The sequence below is a fragment of the Streptomyces lacaronensis genome (assembly GCF_047337785.1).
Classification (GTDB): Bacteria; Actinomycetota; Actinomycetes; order Streptomycetales; family Streptomycetaceae; genus Streptomyces; species Streptomyces lycopersici.
This window is the reverse complement of the sequence record NZ_JBLHDK010000003.1, coordinates 8,250,143-8,271,820: the sequence shown is the minus strand read 5'-3', so window position 1 is coordinate 8,271,820 and position 21,678 is coordinate 8,250,143. Positions and strand designations below refer to the sequence as shown.

13 protein-coding genes are annotated in these 21,678 nt (G+C 72.2%); 5 read left to right on the top strand and 8 right to left on the bottom strand.

Annotated elements, in window-relative coordinates:
- Positions 1 to 3 precede the first annotated feature (3 nt).
- Both ACMTAK_RS35535 and ACMTAK_RS35530 read right to left on the bottom strand, forming a co-directional pair.
- The gene (locus ACMTAK_RS35535) at positions 4 to 3,225 is read right to left on the bottom strand and encodes a bifunctional [glutamine synthetase] adenylyltransferase/[glutamine synthetase]-adenylyl-L-tyrosine phosphorylase (protein ID WP_413809964.1); all 3,222 of its coding nucleotides are present in this window, start codon (positions 3,223 to 3,225) and stop codon (positions 4 to 6) included.
- A 228-nt stretch (positions 3,226 to 3,453) separates the two neighbouring features.
- The gene (locus ACMTAK_RS35530) at positions 3,454 to 4,815 is read right to left on the bottom strand and encodes a glutamine synthetase family protein (RefSeq protein WP_167501255.1); all 1,362 of its coding nucleotides are present in this window, start codon (positions 4,813 to 4,815) and stop codon (positions 3,454 to 3,456) included.
- Positions 4,816 to 5,243: 428 nt separating this feature from the next.
- Between ACMTAK_RS35530 and ACMTAK_RS35525 the strand changes: the two genes are divergently transcribed.
- Complete coding sequence (locus tag ACMTAK_RS35525) at positions 5,244 to 7,001, top strand: multicopper oxidase family protein (protein ID WP_413809963.1); 1,758 nt, start codon at positions 5,244 to 5,246, stop codon at positions 6,999 to 7,001.
- Between the two features lie 169 nt (positions 7,002 to 7,170).
- Positions 7,171 to 8,925, top strand: a complete 1,755-nt coding sequence (locus ACMTAK_RS35520; protein WP_413809962.1) for an NAD+ synthase — start codon at positions 7,171 to 7,173, stop codon at positions 8,923 to 8,925.
- A gap of 47 nt (positions 8,926 to 8,972) precedes the next feature.
- On the opposite strand, the gene ACMTAK_RS35515 is transcribed toward ACMTAK_RS35520, so the two are convergent.
- From ACMTAK_RS35515 to ACMTAK_RS35495, 5 genes are all read right to left on the bottom strand, one after another.
- A complete protein-coding gene (locus tag ACMTAK_RS35515; protein WP_413809961.1) occupies positions 8,973 to 9,767 on the bottom strand; it encodes an alpha/beta fold hydrolase in 795 nt (264 codons plus the stop codon).
- 426 nt (positions 9,768 to 10,193) lie between these two features.
- On the bottom strand, positions 10,194 to 11,399 hold the full coding sequence (locus ACMTAK_RS35510) for an MFS transporter (RefSeq protein ID WP_413809960.1): 1,206 nt from the start codon (positions 11,397 to 11,399) through the stop codon (positions 10,194 to 10,196).
- A gap of 289 nt (positions 11,400 to 11,688) precedes the next feature.
- Entirely contained in the window at positions 11,689 to 12,714 is a 1,026-nt protein-coding gene (locus tag ACMTAK_RS35505; protein ID WP_413809959.1) for an endonuclease/exonuclease/phosphatase family protein, read from the bottom strand.
- A gap of 187 nt (positions 12,715 to 12,901) precedes the next feature.
- Positions 12,902 to 13,510: a TetR/AcrR family transcriptional regulator gene (locus ACMTAK_RS35500; protein ID WP_413809958.1), complete on the bottom strand. Its 609-nt coding sequence runs from the start codon at positions 13,508 to 13,510 to the stop codon at positions 12,902 to 12,904.
- Positions 13,507 to 15,132: an MFS transporter gene (locus tag ACMTAK_RS35495; RefSeq protein WP_413809957.1), complete on the bottom strand. Its 1,626-nt coding sequence runs from the start codon at positions 15,130 to 15,132 to the stop codon at positions 13,507 to 13,509. The genes ACMTAK_RS35500 and ACMTAK_RS35495 overlap by 4 nt, the downstream gene beginning before the upstream one ends.
- A 157-nt stretch (positions 15,133 to 15,289) precedes the next feature.
- On the opposite strand from ACMTAK_RS35495, the gene panB reads away from it, so the two are divergent.
- The 3 genes from panB (at position 15,290) to ACMTAK_RS35480 (ending at position 18,173) form a co-directional block, all read left to right on the top strand.
- Positions 15,290 to 16,150, top strand: a complete 861-nt coding sequence (panB, locus tag ACMTAK_RS35490; RefSeq protein ID WP_413809956.1) for a 3-methyl-2-oxobutanoate hydroxymethyltransferase — start codon at positions 15,290 to 15,292, stop codon at positions 16,148 to 16,150.
- A 188-nt stretch (positions 16,151 to 16,338) separates the two neighbouring features.
- Positions 16,339 to 17,352: an ATP-binding cassette domain-containing protein gene (locus ACMTAK_RS35485; RefSeq protein WP_413809955.1), complete on the top strand. Its 1,014-nt coding sequence runs from the start codon at positions 16,339 to 16,341 to the stop codon at positions 17,350 to 17,352.
- Positions 17,349 to 18,173: an ABC transporter permease gene (locus ACMTAK_RS35480; RefSeq protein WP_413809954.1), complete on the top strand. Its 825-nt coding sequence runs from the start codon at positions 17,349 to 17,351 to the stop codon at positions 18,171 to 18,173. The genes ACMTAK_RS35485 and ACMTAK_RS35480 overlap by 4 nt, the downstream gene beginning before the upstream one ends.
- Before the next feature lie 118 nt (positions 18,174 to 18,291).
- Here ACMTAK_RS35480 and ACMTAK_RS35475 read toward each other — a convergent pair whose 3' ends face one another.
- Positions 18,292 to 21,660, bottom strand: a complete 3,369-nt coding sequence (locus ACMTAK_RS35475) for a BTAD domain-containing putative transcriptional regulator (protein ID WP_413809953.1) — start codon at positions 21,658 to 21,660, stop codon at positions 18,292 to 18,294.
- Positions 21,661 to 21,678: the final 18 nt, after the last annotated feature.

Sequence of the window (21,678 nt, the reverse complement as noted above, 5' to 3'; positions counted from 1 at the left end):
GGTTCAGCTCTCGTAGTCGTAGAAGAGCCGCTCCACCACCGCCCGCGCCCGGCGGGTGGTGCGGCGGTAGTCCTCCAGCATCTCGCCGACGTGGCCGGGGCCGTAGCCCAAGTGGCGGCCCACGGCGGCCAGTTCGCGGACGTCCGTCGGGAAGGTGTCGCCGGGGCGGCCCCGGACGAGCATGACGGCGTTGCGGACCCGGCTGGCGAGGATCCACGCCTCGTCGAGGGTCTGGGCGTCCTCGGTGGAGATCAGCTCGGCGGCGTGGGCGGCGGCCAGGGCCTCGCGGGTGCGGGTGGTGCGCAGTCCGGGTTCGGCCCAGCCGTGGCGCATCTGGAGCAGCTGGACGGTCCATTCGACGTCGCTGAGACCGCCGCGGCCCAGCTTGGCGTGGGTGGTGGGGTCGGCCCCGCGCGGCAGCCGCTCGGACTCCATCCGGGCCTTGAGCCGCCGGATCTCGCGGATCGCGTCCTCGCCCAGCCCCTCGGCCGGGTACCGCAGCGGGTCAATCAGCTCGATGAACCGCTCGCCGAGCCCGGGGTCGCCCGCCACCGGCTCGGCGCGCAGCAGCGCCTGGCTCTCCCAGACCAGCGCCCAGCGGCGGTAGTAGGCGGCGTACGAGGCGAGGGTGCGCACCAGCGGCCCGGACTTGCCCTCGGGGCGCAGATCGGCGTCGATGAGCAGGGGCGGGTCCACGGTGGGGAGCTGGAGCAGCCGTCGCATCTCGTTGGCCACGGCGAAGGCGGCGCGGGCGGCCTCCTGGTCGTCGGCGCCCTCGCGCGGCTCGTGGACGAAGAGCACATCGGCGTCCGAGCCGTAGCTGAGCTCATGGCCGCCGAAGCGGCCGACGCCGATGACGGCGAAGCGGGTGGGCAGCTCATCGCCCCAGGTGTCGCGGACGGCGGCGCGCAGGGCCCCGGCGAGGGTCGCGGCGTTCAGATCGGAGAGGGCGTCGCCGACCATGTCGATCAGCATCGCGTCGTCCACGGGCGGTTCGGCGGCGGGGGCGGCGGGCCGGGCCGGCACATGGGGTTCGGAGTCCCGCAGGGCGCTGGGCACCTCGGGTCCCTTGGCCGGTGCGGGGGCGGCCGCCCCGGTGGCCCGGCCCGGCGTCTGATCGCCCGACGGCGGCCAGCTCACGGTCGGGCGCACCTCGCCGTTGGCCAGCCGGGCGCTTTCGATGATGTCCGCGGCCGCCGTACGGAACATCTCGCGCCGCCGCACCCCGCGCGCCGCCGCGACCGCCTGCTCGGCGCCGTCGGCGCGGCCGACCGCGGCCAGCACCTCCTGCTCCAGATGGGCCCGGCCGCGCGGGCGCAGCCCCTCCGGGTCGCCGAGCAGGGCGACCGCCTCGGGGGCGCGCAGCAGCAGGTCGGGGGCGAGCCGCCCGGCGGAGAGCACCCGGGCCAGGTTCTCGGCCGCGGCGCCCTCGTCGCGCAGCAGCCGCAGGTACCAGGGCGTCTTGCCCAGCGCGTCCGAGACCTTGCGGAATCCCAGCAGCCCGGCGTCCGGGTCGGCGGAGTCGGCGAACCAGCCCAGCAGCACGGGCAGCAACGTCCGCTGGATCGCCGCCTTACGGGTCACCCCGGACGCCAGGGCCTCCAGGTGGCGCAGCGCATCGGCCGGGTCCGCGTACCCCAGGGCGGTGAGCCGCTGACCGGCCGCCTCGGAGCTGAGCCGGATCTCACCGGGCTGGAGCTGGGCGACGGCGTCCAGCAGCGGCCGGTAGAAGAGCTTCTCGTGCAGCCGCCGCACCTCGCGGGCGTGCCGCCGCCAGGCGGTGCCCAGCTCGGTCACCGGCTCGGTGCGGAACCCCAGCGACCGGCCGAGGCGGCGCTGGTCGGCCTCGCCCTCGGGCATCAGATGGGTGCGGCGCAGCCGGTAGAGCTGGAGTCGGTGCTCCATGGTGCGCAGAAAGCGGTACGCGTCGTCCAGCGCGGCGGCGTCGGTGCGCCCCACATAGCCGCCGGCGGCCAGGGCGGCGAGCGCGTCCAGCGTCGTACCGCTGCGCAGCGAGTCGTCGGACCGTCCGTGCACCAACTGGAGCAGCTGGACGGCGAACTCGACGTCGCGCAGGCCGCCGGGGCCCAGCTTGAGCTCGCGGTCGACCTCGGACACGGGGATGTTCTCGACCACGCGGCGGCGCATCTGCTGGACGTCGGGGATGAAGTTCTCGCGCTCGACGGCCTGCCAGACCATGGGCGCGAGGGCGTCCACGTACGCCTGGCCGAGCGCGGCGTCGCCCGCCATGGGACGTGCCTTCAGCAGCGCCTGGAACTCCCAGGTCTTGGCCCAGCGCTGGTAGTACGCCAGATGGCTGGAGAGGGTGCGCACCAGCGGGCCGTTGCGCCCCTCGGGGCGGAGGTTGGCGTCGACGGGCCAGATGGTGCCCTCGACGGTGACGTCGGAGCAGACGCGCATCAGCCGCGAGGCGAGCCGGGTGGCGGCCCGTACCGCCTCGCCCTCCTCAACGCCCTCGACGGCCTCCGCCACGAAGATCACGTCCACGTCGGAGACGTAATTGAGCTCGCGGCCGCCGCATTTGCCCATGCCGATCACGGCCAGCCGGCAGGCGGCGGCGTCCTGCGGCTGTTCCTCGGCCGCGATCTCCAGCGCGGCCCGCACCGTGGCGGTCGCCAGGTCGGCCAGCTCGGCGGCCGTCTGGGTGATGTCGGTGGTGCCGCACACATCGCGGGCGGCGATGGCCAGCAGCGCCCGGCGGTAGGCGACGCGCAGCGCGTCGGGCCGGGGCATCCCCGCCCCGGGCGCGCCCCAGACCCCCTCGGCCAGGGCCCGCTCGAACTCGGGGGTGGCCGGGTGCAGATCGGCCGACTCGTAGGTCACCAGGGCGTGCCAGTCGCCCGGGTGACGGGCGAGGTGGTCGCCCAGCGCCTCGGAGGCGCCGAGCACCCCGAGCAGCCGGTCGCGCAGCGGTTTGGCGGTGACGAGGGTGTCCAGCAGCGCCTGCCGGGACCCGGCCCGCTGCCCGCCGTCCTCCTTCTCCTCCGCGTCCTCCTCGGGCAGCGCCTCGACGAGCCGGACGAGCCCGAGCAGCGCCAGATCGGGGTCGGCGGTCGCGCCGAGCGCCTCCAGCAATACGGAGTCGTCCCGTACCGAGGCCAGCTCGGACGCGTCCAGCAGCCGCTGCGCGGCCGAGGCGTCGGTGAAACCGTGCCGCAGCAGCCGGGTGATATTGCTGCTCCTGCGTCCCTGCGGTACGGCCATCCCGCCGCCTCCCGTCCCTGGTCGACTCCGCGCCGCTCGACCACCAGCACACCCGTGATCAAAGGCGCCGCTGACGAGCCTAAGCGACCCCGAGGTGGGAAGAACCGAACCTGCAGAGGACGGCATAGCGCGTATGTGCGAACGCCGATGAAAGAGGACCCGCACGGTCCGTCCGGGTCCTCTTGTGCCGGGCCGGCGGTACGCCGAGAACGCCGGTCTGACCTGCGCTTACAGCACCGGCAGGTTCTTCCGCAGCTCGAACGGGGTCACCTCGGAGCGGTACTCCTCCCACTCCTGCTTCTTGTTGCGCAGAAAGAAGTCGAAGACATGCTCCCCGAGCGTCTCGGCGACCAGTTCGCTGCGCTCCATGAGGTCGATCGCCTCGCCCAGGTTCTGCGGGAGGGGCTCGATGCCGAGGGAGCGGCGTTCGGCGTCGGAGAGGGCCCAGACGTCGTCGTCGGCGCCGGCCGGGAGTTCGTAGCCGCCCTCGATGCCCTTGAGGCCGGCGGCGAGGAGGACCGCGTAGGCCAGGTAGGGGTTGGCGCCGGTGTCCAGGGAGCGGACCTCGACGCGGGTGGAGCCGGTCTTGCCGGGCTTGTAGAGGGGGACGCGGACGAGGGCGGAGCGGTTGTTGTGGCCCCAGCAGATGTAGGAGGGGGCCTCGCCGCCCGCGCCGGCGGTGCGCTTGGAGCCGCCCCAGATGCGCTTGTAGGAGTTGACCCACTGGTTGGTGACGGCGGAGATCTCCCCGGCGTGGCGCAGCAGCCCCGCGATGAAGGAGCGGCCCACCTTGGAGAGCTGGAACTCGGCGCCGGACTCGTAGAAGGCGTTGCGGTCGCCCTCGAAGAGGGAGAGGTGGGTGTGCATGCCCGAGCCGGGGAACTCCGAGAACGGCTTGGGCATGAAGGTGGCCTGCACGCCCTGCTCCAGTGCGACCTGCTTCATGACCAGGCGGAACGTCATGATGTTGTCGGCCGTGGAGAGCGCGTCGGCGTAGCGCAGATCGATCTCCTGCTGGCCGGGGGCGCCCTCGTGGTGGGAGAACTCGACCGAGATGCCCATCGATTCGAGCATGGTGATCGCCTGGCGGCGGAAGTCCATGCCGATGTTCTGCGGGGTGTGGTCGAAGTAGCCCGAGGAGTCGGCGGGCACCGGGCGGGTGCCGTCCACCGGCTTCTGGTTGAGCAGGAAGAACTCGATCTCGGGGTGGGTGTAGAAGGTGAACCCGAGGTCGGAGGTCTTGGCGAGGATGCGCTTGAGGACGAAGCGGGGGTCGGCGAAGGACGGGGAGCCGTCCGGCATCAGGATGTCGCAGAACATCCGAGCGGTCCCGGGGGCCTCGGCGCGCCAGGGCAGGATCTGGAACGTCCCCGGGTCCGGCTTGGCGATCATGTCGGACTCGTAGACCCGGGCGAAGCCCTCGATCGCGGAGCCGTCGAATCCGATGCCCTCGTCGAAGGCGCCCTCGAGCTCGGCCGGCGCGACGGCCACGGACTTCAGGAAGCCGAGCACATCGGTGAACCAGAGCCGTACGAACCGGATGTCGCGCTCTTCGAGCGTGCGGAGCACGAACTCCTGCTGCTTATCCATGGTCCCCAATCCTTGCAGGTCAAACGGCTCTTTGCGCGGGCGCGGGGCACCTTCCGCATCCCCAGTATCACGCGGCGGGATTTCACGGAGGTTTCGTCCGGTCGCCCCGGCCTCCCCTCACCTCACCACGATGGGTGCATCGTACTTTCACCCGGCCGGTCCCGGACCCGACCGTTCTGCCCCCTGCGTGGCGCCTGCCGGGGGTCCATACCCCTTGGGGGTAGGGTGCCGATTATCACGATGATCAAACCGTCGGATGATGATCTGAACGGTCAGATGGAGGCGGCGATGCACCGAGGCCCCTCACCCCAGAGCCGATCGCTGATGCGGCGCATAGAGCGGCGCGTCCATCGCCCGCCCTCCCGGCGAGGCGGTGGACGCGCCGACCCTCACGCATCCGGCACACATCACCAATGGGGTACTGACTCATGCACGAAAAGACTCGCCGTGCCGTGCTAGGCACGGGCATCGCCGCCGCGGGCAGCGGTCTGCTCCCCGCCTGCGGCTCCCCCGGCCCCCGCCCCCGCGCCGGAGGCCCCGACGGCGTGGACGGCAACGCGATGGGCGCCCCCGCCAGGCCCGGCGCGCCCGCGGACGACACCCCGGCGCAGTACGTCTCCCCCCACGGCCCGGAGGTCGCCGCGACCGAGCGGCGGCGGGGCCCCGGCCCGGTACGCGCCTTCCGGCTCACCGCCACCGCGACCACCCTGGACATCGGCGCCCGCAAGGTGACGTCATGGGCGTACGAGGACCAGGTGCCGGGCCGGGAGATCCGGGTGACGGCGGGCGACACGATCGCGCTCACCCTCGCCAACAACCTGCCGCAGCCCACCACGCTGCACTGGCACGGCGTCCGGCTGCGCAACGACATGGACGGCGTCCCCGGGGTGACCCAGCGGCCGATCAAGACCGGCGCCGCCTTCGACTACCGCTTCACCGCGGTCTACCCGGGCACGTACTGGATCCATCCGCACTCGGTCGTCCAGCTGGACCGGGGGCTTTACGCACCGCTGATCGTGGAGGACCCGAAGGAGCCGCTGACGTACGACAAGGAGTGGGTCGTCGTCCTGGACGACTGGCTCGACGGGGTGGGCGGCCGCACCCCGGACAAGGAGTTCGAGCGGCTGAACGCGGGCAAGGGCGGCGCGGGCGGCCATGCGATGGGCCATGGCTCGATGGGCCATGGCTCGATGGACGACGGCGCGATGGGCGATGGCTCCACGGCAGGCGACGGCAAGCGCGGGGCCAAGGCCACCACCAAGGCCACGGCGACAGCCAGGGCCAGCGCCACGGCGACAGCCAAGGCCACCGCCAAAGGCACCGCCACGGGCACCTCCAAGCGCGACCGGACCCGGTCCACGGCGCGGAAGAAGGCCGCGCCCATGGAGAGCCGCCTGCTGGGCGGCCACGCGGGCGATGTCACCTACCCCTACTACCTGGTCAACGGCCGCAGCCCCGAGTCCCCGCAGGTCTTCCGCGCCAAGCGCGGCGACCGGGTCCGTATCCGCATCATCAACGCGGGCGGCGACACCGCCTTCCGCGTCGCCCTCGGCGGCCACCGGATGACCGTCACCCACACCGACGGCTACCCCGTCGTACCGGCCAAGACGGACGCGCTGCTGCTGGGGATGGGCGAGCGCTACGACGTGCTGGTCACCGTCAAGGACGGGGTCTTCCCGCTCGCCGTGATCGCCGAGGGCAAGGGGCGGTCCGCGATGGCGGTGCTGCGCACCCGTGGCAAGAACCCGGTGAAGTTCCCGCGCCCCAAGGAGCTGGACGGCGAGCTGCTCACCGCGGACCGGCTGAAGGCGGCGGAGGACGTCCGGCTGACGCCCAAGGAGCCCGACCGCATCATCCGGATGCGGCTCACCGGCTCGATGCGGCGCTGGGACTGGGCGATCAACGGCCGGCCGTACGACCCCTCGCAGCGCTATCCGGTGCGGGAGGGTGAGCGGGTGCGGATCTCGTTCATCAACGGCACCGACATGTGGCATCCGGTCCATCTGCACGGCCACACCTTCGCGCTGCCGGACGGCGGCCCCCGTAAGGACACCACGGTCCTGCTGCCGCACCACAAGGTGAACGTGGACCTCGACGCCGACAACCCGGGGCTGTGGATGGTCCACTGCCACAACGTCTACCACTCGGAGTCCGGGATGATGACCATCCTCGGTTACCAGAAGTAGCCGCTCGCGGCGGGCAAGGCCCGGGCCCCGGAGGCGAAGGGGCCGGGCACGGTTGGTCCGGCGTCAGACCGGACACGGTGGGCCCGGCGTGAGACCGGACACGGTTGGTCCGGCGTGAGAAGGGAGACACCCCCGGCTATCGCGTCAGACAGACGATTACACTGGGCGCGTGCCTCAACTTCGCCTCGCTCTGAACCAGATCGACTCGACCGTCGGCGACCTCGACGGCAACACCGAATCGATACTCCACTGGACCCGGCACTCCGCCGAGCAGGGCGCCCATCTGGTGGCGTTCCCCGAGATGGTGCTGACCGGCTACCCCGTCGAGGACCTGGCGCTGCGCTCGTCCTTCGTCGAGGCCTCGCGCGCCGCGCTGCACTCGCTCGCCGAGCGGCTGAACGCCGAGGGGCTGGGCGAGGTGCCGGTGGTCGTCGGCTACCTCGACCGCAGCGAGCGCGCCCGGCGCTACGGCCAGCCGGCCGGGTCGCCGCAGAACGCGGGCGCCGTGCTGCACCGGGGCGCGGTCGTCCTGACCTTCGCCAAGCACCATCTGCCGAACTACGGCGTCTTCGACGAGTTCCGCTACTTCGTGCCCGGCGACACCCTGCCCATGGTCCGCGTCCACGGCGTCGACGTCGCGCTCGCCATCTGCGAGGACCTGTGGCAGGACGGCGGCCGGGTGCCGGCCAGCTGCTCCGCGGGGGCCGGGCTGCTGCTGTCGATCAACGCCTCGCCGTACGAGCGGGAGAAGGACGACACCCGGCTGGACCTGGTGCGCAAGCGGGCCCAGGAGGCGGGCTGCACCACCGCGTACCTGGCCATGATCGGCGGCCAGGACGAGCTGGTCTTCGACGGCGACTCGATCGTCGTGGACCGGGACGGCGAAGTCATCGCGCGGGCCCCGCAGTTCGCCGAGGGCTGTGTGCTGCTCGACCTCGATCTGCCCGCCGCCGACCCGGGCTCGGTCCCCGAGGGGGTCGTGGACGACGGGCTCCGCATCGACCATGTCATCCTCTCCGCCGACCCGCTGCCCCGCTATGAGCCGGAGCTCGCGGGCGGCGAGGCCGAGCGGCTCGGGGACGACGAGGAGATCTACACGGCGCTGGTCGTGGGGCTGCGGGCCTATGTGGCGAAGAACGGCTTCCGCAGTGTGCTGATCGGGCTCTCCGGCGGGATCGACTCCTCGCTCGTCGCCGCCATCGCCTGTGACGCGGTCGGCGCGCAGAACGTGTACGGCGTCGCGATGCCCTCGCGCTACTCCTCCGAGCACTCGGTCGACGACGCGGCCGAGCTGGCGCGGCGCACCGGGCTGAACTTCCGCACCGTCCCGATCGCCCCGATGTTCGACGCCTATATGGGCTCCCTGGGCCTCATCGGGCTGGCCGAGGAGAACCTTCAGTCGCGGCTGCGCGGCACGATGCTCATGGCGATCTCCAACCAGGAGGGCCACATCGTCCTCGCCCCGGGCAACAAGTCCGAGCTGGCCTGCGGCTACTCCACGCTCTATGGGGACTCGGTCGGTGCGTACGGCCCGATCAAGGACCTCTACAAGACCTCCGTCTTCCGCCTGTCGAAATGGCGTAACCGTGCGGCGGAAGAGCGGGGCCAGACCCCGCCCATCCCCGAGAACTCGATCACCAAGCCGCCGAGCGCCGAGCTGCGCCCCGGCCAGGTCGACACCGACTCGCTCCCCGACTACGACGTCCTCGACCGGATCCTGGAGCTGTATGTCGACCGTGACCAGGGGCGTACCGAGATCGTGGCGGCGGGATACGACGACGCGCTGGTGACCCGGATCCTGCGGCTGGTGGACACCGCCGAGTACAAGCGCCGGCAGTACCCGCCGGGCACGAAGATCTCCGCGAAGGGCTTCGGCAAGGACCGCCGACTGCCGATCACGAACCGCTGGCGGGAACAGGTCTGAGGCTCCTGGCCCGTCTGAGCCTCTTGGGCGGCGTTACGCACGGCGCCCTATGACCGCGCCCCCGCCCCCTGGGCGTCCAGGAACGCCCTGATCAGGCCCAGCCACGCATCCGGCGCCTCCGCGAACGGCAGATGGCCGGACGCCAGCTCGGCGAGGCGCGCCCCGGGGATCGCGTCCGCCACCTGACGGTGGTGGTACGGCGTGGCCATCGCGTCCAGCGTCGTGGAAATCACCAGGGTGGGCACCCGGATCCGGCCCAAATCCTCGCGAACGTCGATCCGGCCGACCAGTTCGACCTGGTCGATCGCGCCGGGCGGCACCGAGACGCGGGCGCCCTCGATCACCGTGGCGAGCTGCTCGGGCGTCATCCGGTCCAGATAGGGCGCGCCCGCGCCGATGAGCGCCGTCCAGCGGGCGGTCGCCTCCTGGTCGCCCGAACGGAGATGGCGCAGCCAGTCGTCCACCAGGAGCCGCATCCGGGCGCTGGGATGGGCGAAGGTCGCGGTCAGCACCAGCGCGGTGACCCGCTGCGGATGGCGGGTGGCGGCACGCAGGGCGACCGGCCCGCCGAGGGAGTATCCGGCGATGGCGAAGGTGTCCAGGCCCTCCTCGACGGCCGTGGCCACCAGCTGATCGGCGAGGGTGTCGAGGTCCAGCGGCCCGCTCGCGCGCGGGGTGCGGCCGGAGCCGGGATAGTCGGGGCCGACCACGCGGTGACGCTCGGCGAGACCGTCCAGGATCGGGCCGTAGTTCCCCTCGATGGAGCCGGTCCCGCCATGGGCGAGCAGCAGTCCGGGGCCGGTGCCCCGGACGATGCGGGCCAGGGGTGAGGTGCTGGTCATCAGGTGTGTCCTTACGTTTCACGGCTGATGACGGGGACGCTAAAGCCTCACATCGATGTCAAAGTCAAGCGAGAAGGGTCCGGGAGCGCGCTGAAGGGGACGCGGGGCTGTGTTGATACGCGGCTCCGCCGCTCCGCCGCTCCGCCGCGTGGGCGCGACCAGCCACGACGGTGCCACGGACGATCGACGGCGCCTCAGACAGCGGCGCTTACGGAGGTGCGGCGGATCTTTCCCCTCCCCGCCCCAAACTCGAAACCGGGGCCCCGACCCCGGGGTCCCGGGGGCGGGGGCCCCTGGCCGTGGCGGAGCGGCATGGTGGGGCTTCGCGCCTGGACTCGGGGGCCGGGGCGGAGCCCCGGTTTCGGGAAGGGGCGGGGAGGGGAACAGCGCCCGCCGCACGCCTCCCACTCCAACGGAGCGCTGAGCTCAGCCCACCTCAGACATTTGCGGCAGCGACTCACTACTCGCAACAACCCGCGAGCCACCCGCCGGCCCCCGATCCGTCAGCCCCGCGATCAGCGCGACTGCGAGACCGATCACCGCGAGCACCGCCCCGACCAGCGTCGGGGAGGTCCAGCCCCAGCCCGCCGCGATGGCGACGCCGCCGAGCCACGCGCCACCGGCGTTGGCCAGGTTGAACGCGGAGTGGTTGGAGGCGGAGGCCAGCGTCGGGGCGTGCTGGGCCTTGTTCATCACCAGCATCTGGAGCGGGGTCGTGGTCATGAAGCCGACCGCGCCCAGCACCACGACCGACAGCAGCGCCGCCCACTTCACATGCACGGTGAAGTCGAAGGCCACGAGCACGGCGGCCAGCGCGGCCAGCGAGCCGTAGAGCGTCGGCCGCAGCGCCCGGTCGGTGAGCGGACCGGCGACCAGGGCGCCCAGCGTCATGCCGATGCCGAACAGCGCCAGCACCAGGGTGACCGTCGACTCCCCGAACCCGGTGACCTCGGTCATCATCGAGGCGAGGTAGCTGTAGACGGCGAAGACACCGGCGAAGCCGAAGACGGCGGTGAGCAGCCCCAGCAGCACCTGGCGGTCGCGCAGCGCGCCGAGCTCCTGGCGCAGCCCGCCGTGCTGCTCGGGGGAGATCCGCGGAACGAGCCGGGCGAGCGCGGCCATGGCGACCACGCCGATCGCGGCGACGACCAGGAAGGTCGCGCGCCAGCCGAGGTTCTGGCCGAGCAGGGTGGCCACGGGGACGCCGACGATGTTGGCGATGGTCAGCCCGAGGAACATGGTGGCGACCGCGCGGGCCCTCCGGTCCTCGGTCACCAGCCGCGCGGCGACCACCGCGCCGACGCCGAAGAACGCGCCGTGGGGCAGCCCGGCGAGCACCCGGCCCGCGATCAGCAGCCCGAAGTTGGGGGCGAGGGCGGAGGCGAGGTTGCCGACCGTGAAGAGCGCCATGAGCAACACGAGCATCCGCTTGCGCGGGATACGAGAGCCGAGGGCGGTCAGCAGCGGAGCACCCACCACGACCCCGATGGCGTAGGCGGAGACGAGGTATCCGGCCGTGGGCACCGAGGTGTCCAGATCATCCGCGACATTGGGCAGCAGGCCCATCATCACGAATTCGGTAGTACCAATGCCGAAGGCGCTCACAGCAAGGGCGAGCAGGGCCAGGGGCATGAGAGACCTTTCAAACGAAGGAGAAACGTGCGGGGATGCATATGTTCTCTAGCTGAACAAAGTCTCTCACGCAGAATGTTCCCGAGGAGATCTCCAAGATGAACGGCACGTAAGATCTCGCCGGGCGCCCCGTGAGCTGTGTCACCCGGCGGCCCCGAGCAGCACAGGCACAGCAGACCCCCCAAGCAGCACAGGATCAACAGACGGCCCCAAACGGCACAGGCCCAGCTCAGCAGACGGCCCCGAGCAGCACAGGCTCAGCTCAGCAGACCCCCCAAGCGGCCCAGGCTCAGTAGTCGACCGACGCCGCCAGCGGAAGGTGATCGCTGCCGGTCCTGGGCAGCGCCCACGCCGAGACCGGGTCCAGCCCCCGCACCATGATCTGGTCGATCCGCGCCATCGGGAACGAGGCGGGCCAGCTGAAGCCGAAGCCGTCGCCCGCCGCGCCCTGGGCGGACCGCATCTGCGCGGTGACGGGGGCGAGCGCGCGGTCGTTCATCGTGCCGTTCAGATCGCCGAGCAGGATCACCTTGTTCAGCGGCTCCCGGGCGATGGCCTGGCCCAGCGCCTCGGCGCTGTCGTCGCGCTGCCCGGCGGTGAAGCCCGCGTTGAACTTCACGCGGACCGAGGGCAGATGGGCCACATAGACGCCGACCTCACCGCGCGGGGTGGCGACGGCGGTGCGCAGCGCCCGCGTCCAGCCCAGCTTGATGTCCACCGGCTTGGTGCCGGACAGCGGGTACTTGCTCCACAGCCCCACCGTGCCCTGCACGGTGTGGTAGCGGTAGGTGCCGGCCAGGGCCCGCTCGTACGTCGGCACGGCCGAGTCCGTCAGCTCCTCCAGGGCCACCACATCGGCGCCCGAGGCGGCCACGTCCTTCGCGGTGCCGGTCGGATCGGCGTTCTCCGCGTTGACGTTGTGGGTGACGACGGTCAGCTCACCGCCGCTGCCGGACTTGTCGGAGAACATCAGTCCGCCGAAGAGGTTCAGCCAGACGGCGACGGGCAGCACCAGCGCCAGCACGGCGCTGGCCGACCGCCGCACCAGACCGAGCACCAGCAGCACCGGAAGGAACAGGCCCAGCCACGGCAGGAACGTCTCCAGCAGCGAGCCGAGGTTGCCCACCCGGTTGGGGATGTCGGCGTGGAAGATCATGACCAGGGCGAGCAGGACCGCGATCGCCGCCAGCACCAGTCCGCGCCGCCAGATGCCGGGATCGTTCCGGAGCCGGTCGAACAGGCGGCCGATCCGGGAGCCCGATCGCTGGGGCGCGTCCCCGAGCTGTCCCGTCTCCTGCGTGTGCGCCTGCGTCATTCGCTGTCCCTCACTGCCTCAACTGCCGCGCCTTGGACTACGACCCTAGGTGATGACCAGGGCTTTTCCCGACGCCCCCGGTTGGGGTGCTCCCTGTCCGGGGACGATGGGACGACGGCCCCGAGTTCCACATCCCGGCCCGGGAGGGGGTGTTGTGACACAACGGGCACAAACCGCTCAGCGGTCCTCAACGGCGTGGGGAGACCCCTTCGAGGACCGTGTCGACGATCCGTTCGGCCAGCCCCTCCGGCAGCTCCTTCCACTCGTGGAGCATGGCGCGGGCGAGCATCGGGCCGGTGAAGAGGTCGGCGAGCAGCTCCAGATCCACATCGGCGCGGATCTCACCGCTCTCCCGGCCCCGCCGCAGCACGGCGCGCAGGCTCGCGCGGCGGGCCGCTATGACGTTCTCGTCGTAGGCCCGCCACAGCTCCTTGTGCGCGTGCATCTGGGTGATGACGCTGCGCAGCAGGGCGGAGTTGCGCTTGGCGAGCCCGCGCCGGCGCATGAACTCCAGGATGGCGACGAGGTCGTCGCGCACCGAGACCCCGGACGGCTCGGGGCTGGGCTCCTCCAGGGAGCGCAGCACATCGAGCATCAGCGCGTCCTTACCGGGCCAGCGGCGGTAGACGGTGGCCTTGCCGACCCCCGCCTCGCGGGCGATCCCCTCGATCGACAGCCCGCCGACCGAGGCGCCCTCCTCCAGCAGCCGCAGCGCGGCCTCGATGATCGCGGCGTCGGTGGCGGGGCTACGAGGGCGGCCGCGGAGCCTGGGCGCGGAGCTCTCCGGTGCGGTCATCGGTCGGCCGACGCCTCCTCCCGCGAATGCGGCCGCCCGTCGTCGGGGGCCCGGCCGGAACCTTCCTTGCCGGGCAGGAAGGCCAGCACGACCAGCGCGCCGAGGACGGCGACGCCTGCGGAGCCGAGGGCGGTGATGTGCATGGCGTGGACGAAGGCGTCCTGGGCCGGGCCCACCAGCGCCTGGCCCCTGGGCCCGAGCTTCTCGGCGACCCCCATGGTGGCCTCGACGGACTCGCCCGCCGAGCGCTGCACGGATGCGGGCAGTCCGGGCACGGCGGCCAGGGTGTCCCGGATCCGGTCGCGGTAGGCGGTGGAGAGCACCGAGCCCAGCACCGCGACCCCGAGCGCGCCGCCGACCTGCCGGAAGGTGTTGTTGAGGGCAGAGCCGGAGCCGGCCTTCTGGCGCGGCAGCGCCTGCATGATCCCGGTGGTCACCGGCGGCATGATATGTGCCATTCCGGTGCCCTGGGCGAAGAACAGCACCTCGAGCACGACGATCGGGGTGTCCACGCCCAGCAGCAGGAATCCCGACATGGTGGCGGCCACCAGCAGCATCCCGCAGGTGCACACCGCGCGGGCGCCGAACCGCTCGACGACCAGCCGGGCGCGCGGGGCGAAGATCAGCTGCGCCACGGCCAGCGGCAGGATCAGCAGCCCGGATTCGAGGGCGCTGTAGCCGCGCACGCTCTGGGTGTAGAAGACCATGAAGAAGGTCACGCCCATGAGGGCGAAGAAGACCAGGGCGACGGCGGCGATGGCGGCGGAGAAGGCGGGGTTGCGGAAGTAGCCGATATCGATGGCCGGGTGGTCGCTGCGCTTCTCGTGCACCACGAACAGGGCCAGGACGGCGAGCCCGGCGGCGATCGAACCCAGCACCTGGGCGTCGGTGAAGTCGGCGAGCTGGCCGCCCTTGATGATGCCGTAGACCAGCAGGACGAGCCCGACGACGGACAGCAGCACGCCCAGCGGGTCCACCCGGCCGGGCGCGGGGTCCCTGGAGTCGGGGACGAGCACCACCATCGCGATCAGTCCGACGATCACGATCGGCACATTGACGAAGAAGACCGAACCCCACCAGAAGTGCTCGAGCAGCAGTCCACCGGTGATCGGGCCGATGGCGATGGCCAGCCCCACGGCGGCGACCCAGATGCCGATCGCCTTGGCCTGCTCCTCGCGTTCGAAGACATTGACCAGGATGGCGAGGGTCGCGGGCATCACGAACGCGGCGCCAAGCCCCATGAGCGCCCGGAAGCCGATGAGTTCACCGGGCGATCCGGAGAAGGCGGCGAACACCGAGCCCATGCCGAACACCGCCATCCCGCCGAGCAGGACCTTCTTACGGCCGATCCGGTCGCCGAGGATCCCCGCGGTGAACAGCAGCCCGGCGAAGACCAGCGTGTAGGAGTTGATCGCCCACTCGAGCTGGCTCTGGGTGGCGCCGAGCCCGGTGGGCTTCGGCGAGGCGATGGTCTTCATCGCCACGTTGAGTATCGAGTTGTCGAGGACGACGACCAGCACGCTGAACATCAGGACGACGAGGATCGCCCAGCGTCTGCGGTGGATCGCCTCGGGGACGCCGGACCCGGCCGGGACGCCCTGGGCGCTGGATGGGCTTGCCATGCCGCCCAGACTAGGCGACTTACGATACGAGACCGTCTCGTATTGGAAAATCTTTGCGATCCGGGCCCACTTTCGCCCCGGCAGGAGCCGTGCCAGCATGGGGTTGGTCCGGGGACGCCGTCAGGGCGCCTCGAGATGATGAACAGGAGCCGTAGCGATGACGCACGTCAGTCCTGCGCGAAAGCAGTCCGAGAAGGCGCTCTACGGGGGCACGGGCTCCCGCCGCATCACCGTCCGTGACATCGCGGCCGCCAAGGAGCGCGCCGAGAAGTGGCCGATGCTGACCGCCTACGACGCGATGACCGCTTCCGTCTTCGACCAGGCGGGCATCCCGGTGCTGCTGGTCGGCGACTCGATGGGCAACTGCCATCTGGGCTACGAGTCCACCGTGCCCGTCACCATGGACGAGATGGCCCTGCTGTCCGCCGCCGTGGTCCGCGGCACCCGGCGCGCCCTCGTCATCGGCGACCTGCCCTTCGGCTCGTACCAGGAGGGCCCGGTCCAGGCGCTGCGCAACGCCACCCGCCTGGTCAAGGAGGCGGGCGTGGGCGCGGTGAAGCTGGAGGGCGGGGAGCGCTCCGCCCATCAGATCGAGCTGCTGGTCCAGTCCGGCATCCCGGTCATGGCGCATATCGGCCTGACCCCGCAGTCCGTCAACGCCTACGGCGGCTACCCGGTCCAGGGGCGCGGCGAGGAGGCGGCCCAGCAGCTGCTGCGGGACGCGAAGGCGGTCCAGGACGCGGGCGCGTTCGCGGTCGTCCTGGAGCTGGTCCCGGCCGAGCTGGCCGCCGAGGTGACGCGGTCGCTGCACATCGCCACCGTAGGCATCGGCGCCGGTCCGGACTGCGACGCCCAGGTGCTGGTGTGGACGGACATGGCGGGCATGACCGACGGCCGGGTGCCGCGCTTCGTGAAGCAGTACGCCCAGCTGCGTCAGGGCCTGGGCGACGCGGCGCGGGCCTTCGCGGAGGACGTCGTCGGCGGGGCCTACCCGGCCGAGGAGCACTCCTTCCACTGAGCAGGCCGGAGGAACGACCGGCCACGACGGCGCAGCAGACGGCCGACGACGCATCACGGCACTTCCAGCGGAGCGCTTGGACACCACGAGCCACTGCGGTACGACGACAGCCCGCCGATCTTCCCCCGTCGGCGGGCTGTCTGCCGCTTGTCGGTGGTCTGTCGGTGACGGCTGACATCGTGGGCGGCATGACGCGACGGGAACACAGGATCAGGGACGGCAACGCCGTCGAAGTTCGGGGGCTGGTCAAGCACTTCGGTGACACCAAAGCCGTCGACGGAGTGGATCTGGACGTGCCGGAGGGCACCGTCCTGGGGGTGCTGGGCCCCAATGGCGCCGGCAAGACGACAGTCGTCCGGTGTCTGTCCACCCTGCTGGTGCCGGACGCCGGCACCGCGGTGGTGGCCGGGTACGACGTGATGCGCCAGCCCCGGCAGCTGCGCCGCACCATCGGGCTGACCGGGCAGTACGCCTCGGTCGACGAGAAGCTCCCCGGCTGGGAGAACCTCTACATGATCGGGCGGCTGCTCGATCTCTCCCGCAGGGAGGCGCGGGCCCGGGCGGACGCCATGCTCGAGCGGTTCTCGCTCACCGAGGCGGGCAAGCGCCGGGTGCGTACCTACTCCGGCGGTATGCGCCGCCGGCTCGACCTGGCCGCGTCCATGATCGGCCGGCCCTCGGTGCTCTATCTGGACGAGCCCACGACCGGTCTGGACCCGCACTCCCGCAACGAGGTGTGGGACGAGGTCCGGCGGATGGTCGCCGACGGCGCCACCGTGCTGCTGACCACGCAGTACATGGAGGAGGCCGAGCAGCTCGCCGACAACCTGACGGTGATCGACCGGGGCAGGGTCATCACCAGCGGCCGGGTGCACGAGCTCAAGGCCAAGACCGGCGGCCGCACCCTGCAGATCCGCCCGGCCGACCCCGGTGAGCTGCACCGCATGGTCGGCGCCATCAGCCAGGCGGGGCTCGACGGCATCGGCGGCGCGATCGCCGACGTGGAGGAGGGCCAGGTCAATGTGCCCATCGCCAGCGATGAGCAGCTGACCGCCCTGATCGGTCTGCTCGGTGAGCGCGGCTTCGCGATCTCCGGGATCCATACCCAACTGCCCAGCCTGGACGAGGTCTTCCTGGCCATCACCGGCCGGAAGGCGTCCACACCGCAGGACAACAAGACGCTGGAAGAGGTCGCCGCGTGAGTACGGCCACGATGACCGCGCCCGTACGGGGGAAGAGCGACGGCCGGATCGGCCCCCGCGCCAATCTGCGCCACATCGGCGCGCTGGTGCGGCGCTACGTCATGCAGATCAGGTACGAACCGTTCGCGATGTTCGACGCCCTGGCCCAGCCGATCGTCTTCGCGCTGCTGTTCACCTATGTCTTCGGCGGCGCCATGGCCGGCGGCAACCGTTCCGAGTACGTCAACTACTTCATCCCCGGTCTGATGGCCATGGGCGGGCTCAACATCGCGATGTCGATCGGCATCGGCGTCAATGACGACTTCAACAAGGGCGTCATGGACCGCTTCCGCACCATGCCCATCGCCCGCTCCTCGGTGCTGATCGCCAAGCTGATCGTGGAGGCCGGCCGGATGCTGGTGTCCACCGTCATCCTGCTGATCATGGGCTTCATCATGGGCTTCGAGCTCGAGACCGGGCCCGTGGAGCTGCTGGCCGCAGTGGCGCTGTCCGTGGTCTTCGGATCGTCGCTGACCTGGGTCTTCATGCTGCTGGGCATGTCGCTGAGCACTCCGCAGGCGGTCAGCGGTCTGGGCTTCATAGTCATGATGCCGCTCCAGTTCGGCTCCTCCATCTTCGCCCCGACCGCCACCATGCCGGGGTGGCTGCGGTCCTTCACCGAGTTCAACCCGCTGTCCCGACTCGCGGACGCCGCACGGGCGCTGACCAGCGGCCATGGCGCGGTGGCCGAACCGGTGATGGTGACCCTGGGCTGGGCGGTGGCCCTCACGGTGGTCGTGGCGCCGCTCGCGGTGCGCAGGTTCCGCATCAAGACGAGCTGATGGTCCGCGTCCCCCGCACCACCGGCCGGGCGCGTCCCACGGGGGACGCGCCCGATCGTTGCCATGTCGCCGCCGGGCCCGGGTCGAGCCCGGCCGGAGCAGTGCCGGGCGGGCCCGGTCAGAGCAGTGCGATGGCCTCCTCCAGCGTGAGCCCGGTGCCCTCGGCGTAGGCCCGCTCGTACGCGGCGTCCCCGAGTTCGGCCCGCGCCGCGGCCACCGTGCGCTCCCGGCCCGTCCGCTCGACGGTGGACTTCCGGTAGTACTGCGCCTCGCGCAGCACGTCGTACGCCCCCACCAGCCGCGCCGCGGTCCCGGCCCGCTCGGCGCCGCCGAGGCCGCTCAGCGCCTCGGCCCCGGTGAGCAGCTGGGTCACCGGGATGTACGGCGCGATGAGGTCCGTCATCCGGCCGGCGGACTTCGCCAGCGCGCGGCGCACGTTCTCCAGGGCGTCGCCCGGCCGTCTCTCCAGCAGGTCGAGCCAGGCCAGCAGCCCCTCCACCATGCCCGCGAACAGACGCAGCGCCCGGCCCTCGAACTCCCCGTGCAGCGTGGTCAGAAGGGCCCGTGCCTCCGCGAGGCGGCCCGTGGACCCGTAGCGCAGCGCCAGATGGATCCGGGCGTACGACAGCGCCTCGGCGTGCTGCCGCTGCCCGGCCACCTCGCGCAGGATCCGCTCGCCCTCCGCGGCCTCCTCCTCGTCGCCCAGCTCCACGAAGACCCCGGCCAGCCGGGAGCGGAGGAACAGCACCTGCTCATGGGCCCCGAGCTCCTGGGCGCAGCGGATCGCCGCACGGTAGTCCTCGGCCGCGGCCGCGCCCTCGCCGCGCTGTCCCCGGGTCTCGCCGCGGCCGGCCAGCGCCTCCGCCGTGCCCCATACGTCACCGATCCGGCGGAAGATCTCCAGGGCCTCGTCGGTGTCGCGGATCGCGCTCTCGTGCTCGCCGCTGCGCTCGTTGTGAACCCTTGCCCGCAGCTGGAGGTTGAACGCCAGCTCCCATGCGTACCCCAGCTCCCGGCAGGTGCGCACCGCCTCGTCGGCCATCCCCCGCAACAGGGCGAAGTCACCCTTGAGGACCACCGCGAAGAACCACAGCACGCCCGGCAGACGGCAGGACTGGGGCAGCCCCGGCCGGTAGGCGGAGACGATGCCCTCCAACTCGCGCCGGGTGTCGTCGCCCACCACGGCCTGGAGGTCGCCGTCGATGTTGGACAGCGCGAACAGCCGCGCCCCGCGCCGCGCCTCCTCCAGCAGTTCGGGCTCCATCGGCGGCGGGGCGGCGATACAGCTGACGTACAGCGGTGGCGCGGGCGTCACGGGCGGTGCGAAGGGGCTCGGCCCGAGCTCGGCCGCGGCGGTCGCCCAGTGGTGAGCCTCGACGCGATGGCCGCGCAGATGCCAGAACCAGCCGAGCGAGAGCACCAGGCACAGCGCCTCCTGCTCGTCGCGGGCGGCCACGGCCCGGCGCAGCGCGGTGCGCAGGTTCTCGTGCTCGGTCTCCAGCCGGAGGAGCCAGTGGCGCTGTGCCGGGCCGCGCAGCAGCGGATCGGCGGTACGGGCCAGCTCCCGGTAGGCGACCAGATGGCGGCGTTCGACCGCGGCCCGTTCGCCGGACTCGTCCAGCCGCTCCGCCGCGTACTCGGCGACGGTCTCCAGCAGCCGGTAGCGCATCTCCCCGTCCGCCCCGGGCTCGGCTCCGGCGTCCGTTCCGGGCGCGGTGACGACGAGCGATTTATCGACGAGGGAACCGAGCAGGGCGGCCACATCGCGGGGGTCCACGGCTTCGATGTGCTCTTCGATGTGCCCTTCGGTGTCTCCGCACACCACCTCCGCCTCGGCCAGCCCGCAGCCGCCCGCGAAGACGGACAGCCGGGCGAGCACGGTGCGTTCGGGGGCGTCGAGCAGGCCCCAGGACCAGTCGACGACCGCGCGCAGGGTCTGCTGGCGGGGCAGCGCCGTACGGCTGCCGCTGGTCAGGAGGCGGAAGCGATCGTCCAGCCGGTCGGCGAGCTGTCGCGGGGTGAGCAGCCGCAGCCGCGCGGCGGCCAGCTCGATCGCCAGCGGCAGCCCGTCCAGGCGGCGGCAGATCTCGGCACACGCGGCCGGGTCGTCCTCGGTACGGAACCCGGGCCGGGCCGCCGCGCCCCGGTCCTGGAGCAGCCGCAGCGCGACGGGGTCGGGCAGCGGCTCCACGGGACGGACCAACTCGCCCGGGACGGCGAGGGGTTCGCGGCTGGTGGCCAGGATGGTGACCCCGGGGCACTGGGCGAGCAGGGACTCGGCGAGGTGGGCCGCGGCCGCCACGAGGTGTTCGCAGTTGTCGAGCACGATCAGCATCCGGCGCGGGGCGCAGTGCTCGATGAGCCGGGCGCGCGGATCGTGCAGGGTCGGGTCGGTGGCGGCGCGCAGCCCCTCGGCCGCCGTGCCGAGGATGACCGTCTCGCGCGCCCCGAGCGCGCTGAGGACCGTCTCCGGAACGGTCTCGGGGTCGTCCACCGGCGCGAGCTCGGCCAGCCACACCCCGTCCGGCCAGCCGGGCGCGACCGCCTCGGCGGCCTCCTGCGACAGCCGCGTCTTCCCGGCCCCGCCGGGCCCGAGGAGCGTGATCAGCCGGTGCTGGGCCAGATCGCCGCGCAGCGCCGCCAGATCGGCCTCGCGCCCGACGAAGCTGGTCAGCCTGGCCCGCAGATTGCCACCACCGGTGCGGCCGGAGGCGGCCGGTACGGGCTCCGGCGAACCGGGGCTCGGCGGCCCGGCAGCCCCCTCGCCGGTCACCGCCAGCAGCTCGGCGTGGAGCGCCCGGAGCTCCGGCCCCGGGTCGGCGCCCAGCCGCTCGGCGATCTCCGTACGGATCGCCTCGTACGCGGCCAGCGCCTCCGCCACCCGCCCCACGTCCCGCAGGGCACGGATGTGCAGCGCGCGCAGCGGCTCGTCCAGCGGGTGGGCGTCGCAGAGCCCGGTGAGCGTGGGGAGGGCGTGGTCGGCGCGGCCGAGGGCGAGGTCGGCGGCGAGCCGGGCGCGCCGCGCGTCCAGCCGTCGCGCCTCGGCGCGGGCGGCGGGCGCGGTGGCGTCGGGCAGATCGCTGAGCGCGGGCCCGCGCCACAGCGCGAGGGCGGCGTCGAGCAGATCGACGGCCTTGGCCGGATCGCCGTCGGCGAGGGCGCGGGCGCCCTCCTCCGCGAGCCGTTCGAAGCGGTGCAGATCGACGTCGTCGGGGTCGGCGCTCAGCCGGTACCCGCCCGGAACGGACTCCACGGCGTCCTTGCCGAGCGCCCGCCGCAACCGCCCGACCAGCGCCTGAAGCGCGCCGTGTTCGTCGGCGGGCGGATCGGTGTCCCAGATCTCCCCGATGAGCGCCCCGGTGGTCCGCGCCCGTCCGGGCGTCAGCGCGAGCGCCGCCAGCAGCGCACGCAGCCGCGCCCCGCCGACGTCCACGGGGGTGCCGTCGTCGTGGCGGGCCTGGGTGGTGCCGAGGATGCCGTAGCGCACGGGCCCATTGTTGTCGAC

Bases quoted from the DNA above. Each gene is read 5' to 3' on its own strand.
- ACMTAK_RS35535 (WP_413809964.1), bottom strand. From the start codon at position 3,225: ATGGCCGTACCGCAGGGACGCAGGAGCAGCAATATCACCCGGCTGCTG.
- ACMTAK_RS35530 (WP_167501255.1), bottom strand. From the start codon at position 4,815: ATGGATAAGCAGCAGGAGTTCGTGCTCCGCACGCTCGAAGAGCGCGAC.
- ACMTAK_RS35525 (WP_413809963.1), top strand. From the start codon at position 5,244: ATGCACGAAAAGACTCGCCGTGCCGTGCTAGGCACGGGCATCGCCGCC.
- ACMTAK_RS35515 (WP_413809961.1), bottom strand. From the start codon at position 9,767: ATGACCAGCACCTCACCCCTGGCCCGCATCGTCCGGGGCACCGGCCCC.
- ACMTAK_RS35510 (WP_413809960.1), bottom strand. From the start codon at position 11,399: ATGCCCCTGGCCCTGCTCGCCCTTGCTGTGAGCGCCTTCGGCATTGGT.
- ACMTAK_RS35505 (WP_413809959.1), bottom strand. From the start codon at position 12,714: ATGACGCAGGCGCACACGCAGGAGACGGGACAGCTCGGGGACGCGCCC.
- ACMTAK_RS35500 (WP_413809958.1), bottom strand. From the start codon at position 13,510: ATGACCGCACCGGAGAGCTCCGCGCCCAGGCTCCGCGGCCGCCCTCGT.
- ACMTAK_RS35495 (WP_413809957.1), bottom strand. From the start codon at position 15,132: ATGGCAAGCCCATCCAGCGCCCAGGGCGTCCCGGCCGGGTCCGGCGTC.
- panB (WP_413809956.1), top strand. From the start codon at position 15,290: ATGACGCACGTCAGTCCTGCGCGAAAGCAGTCCGAGAAGGCGCTCTAC.
- ACMTAK_RS35485 (WP_413809955.1), top strand. From the start codon at position 16,339: ATGACGCGACGGGAACACAGGATCAGGGACGGCAACGCCGTCGAAGTT.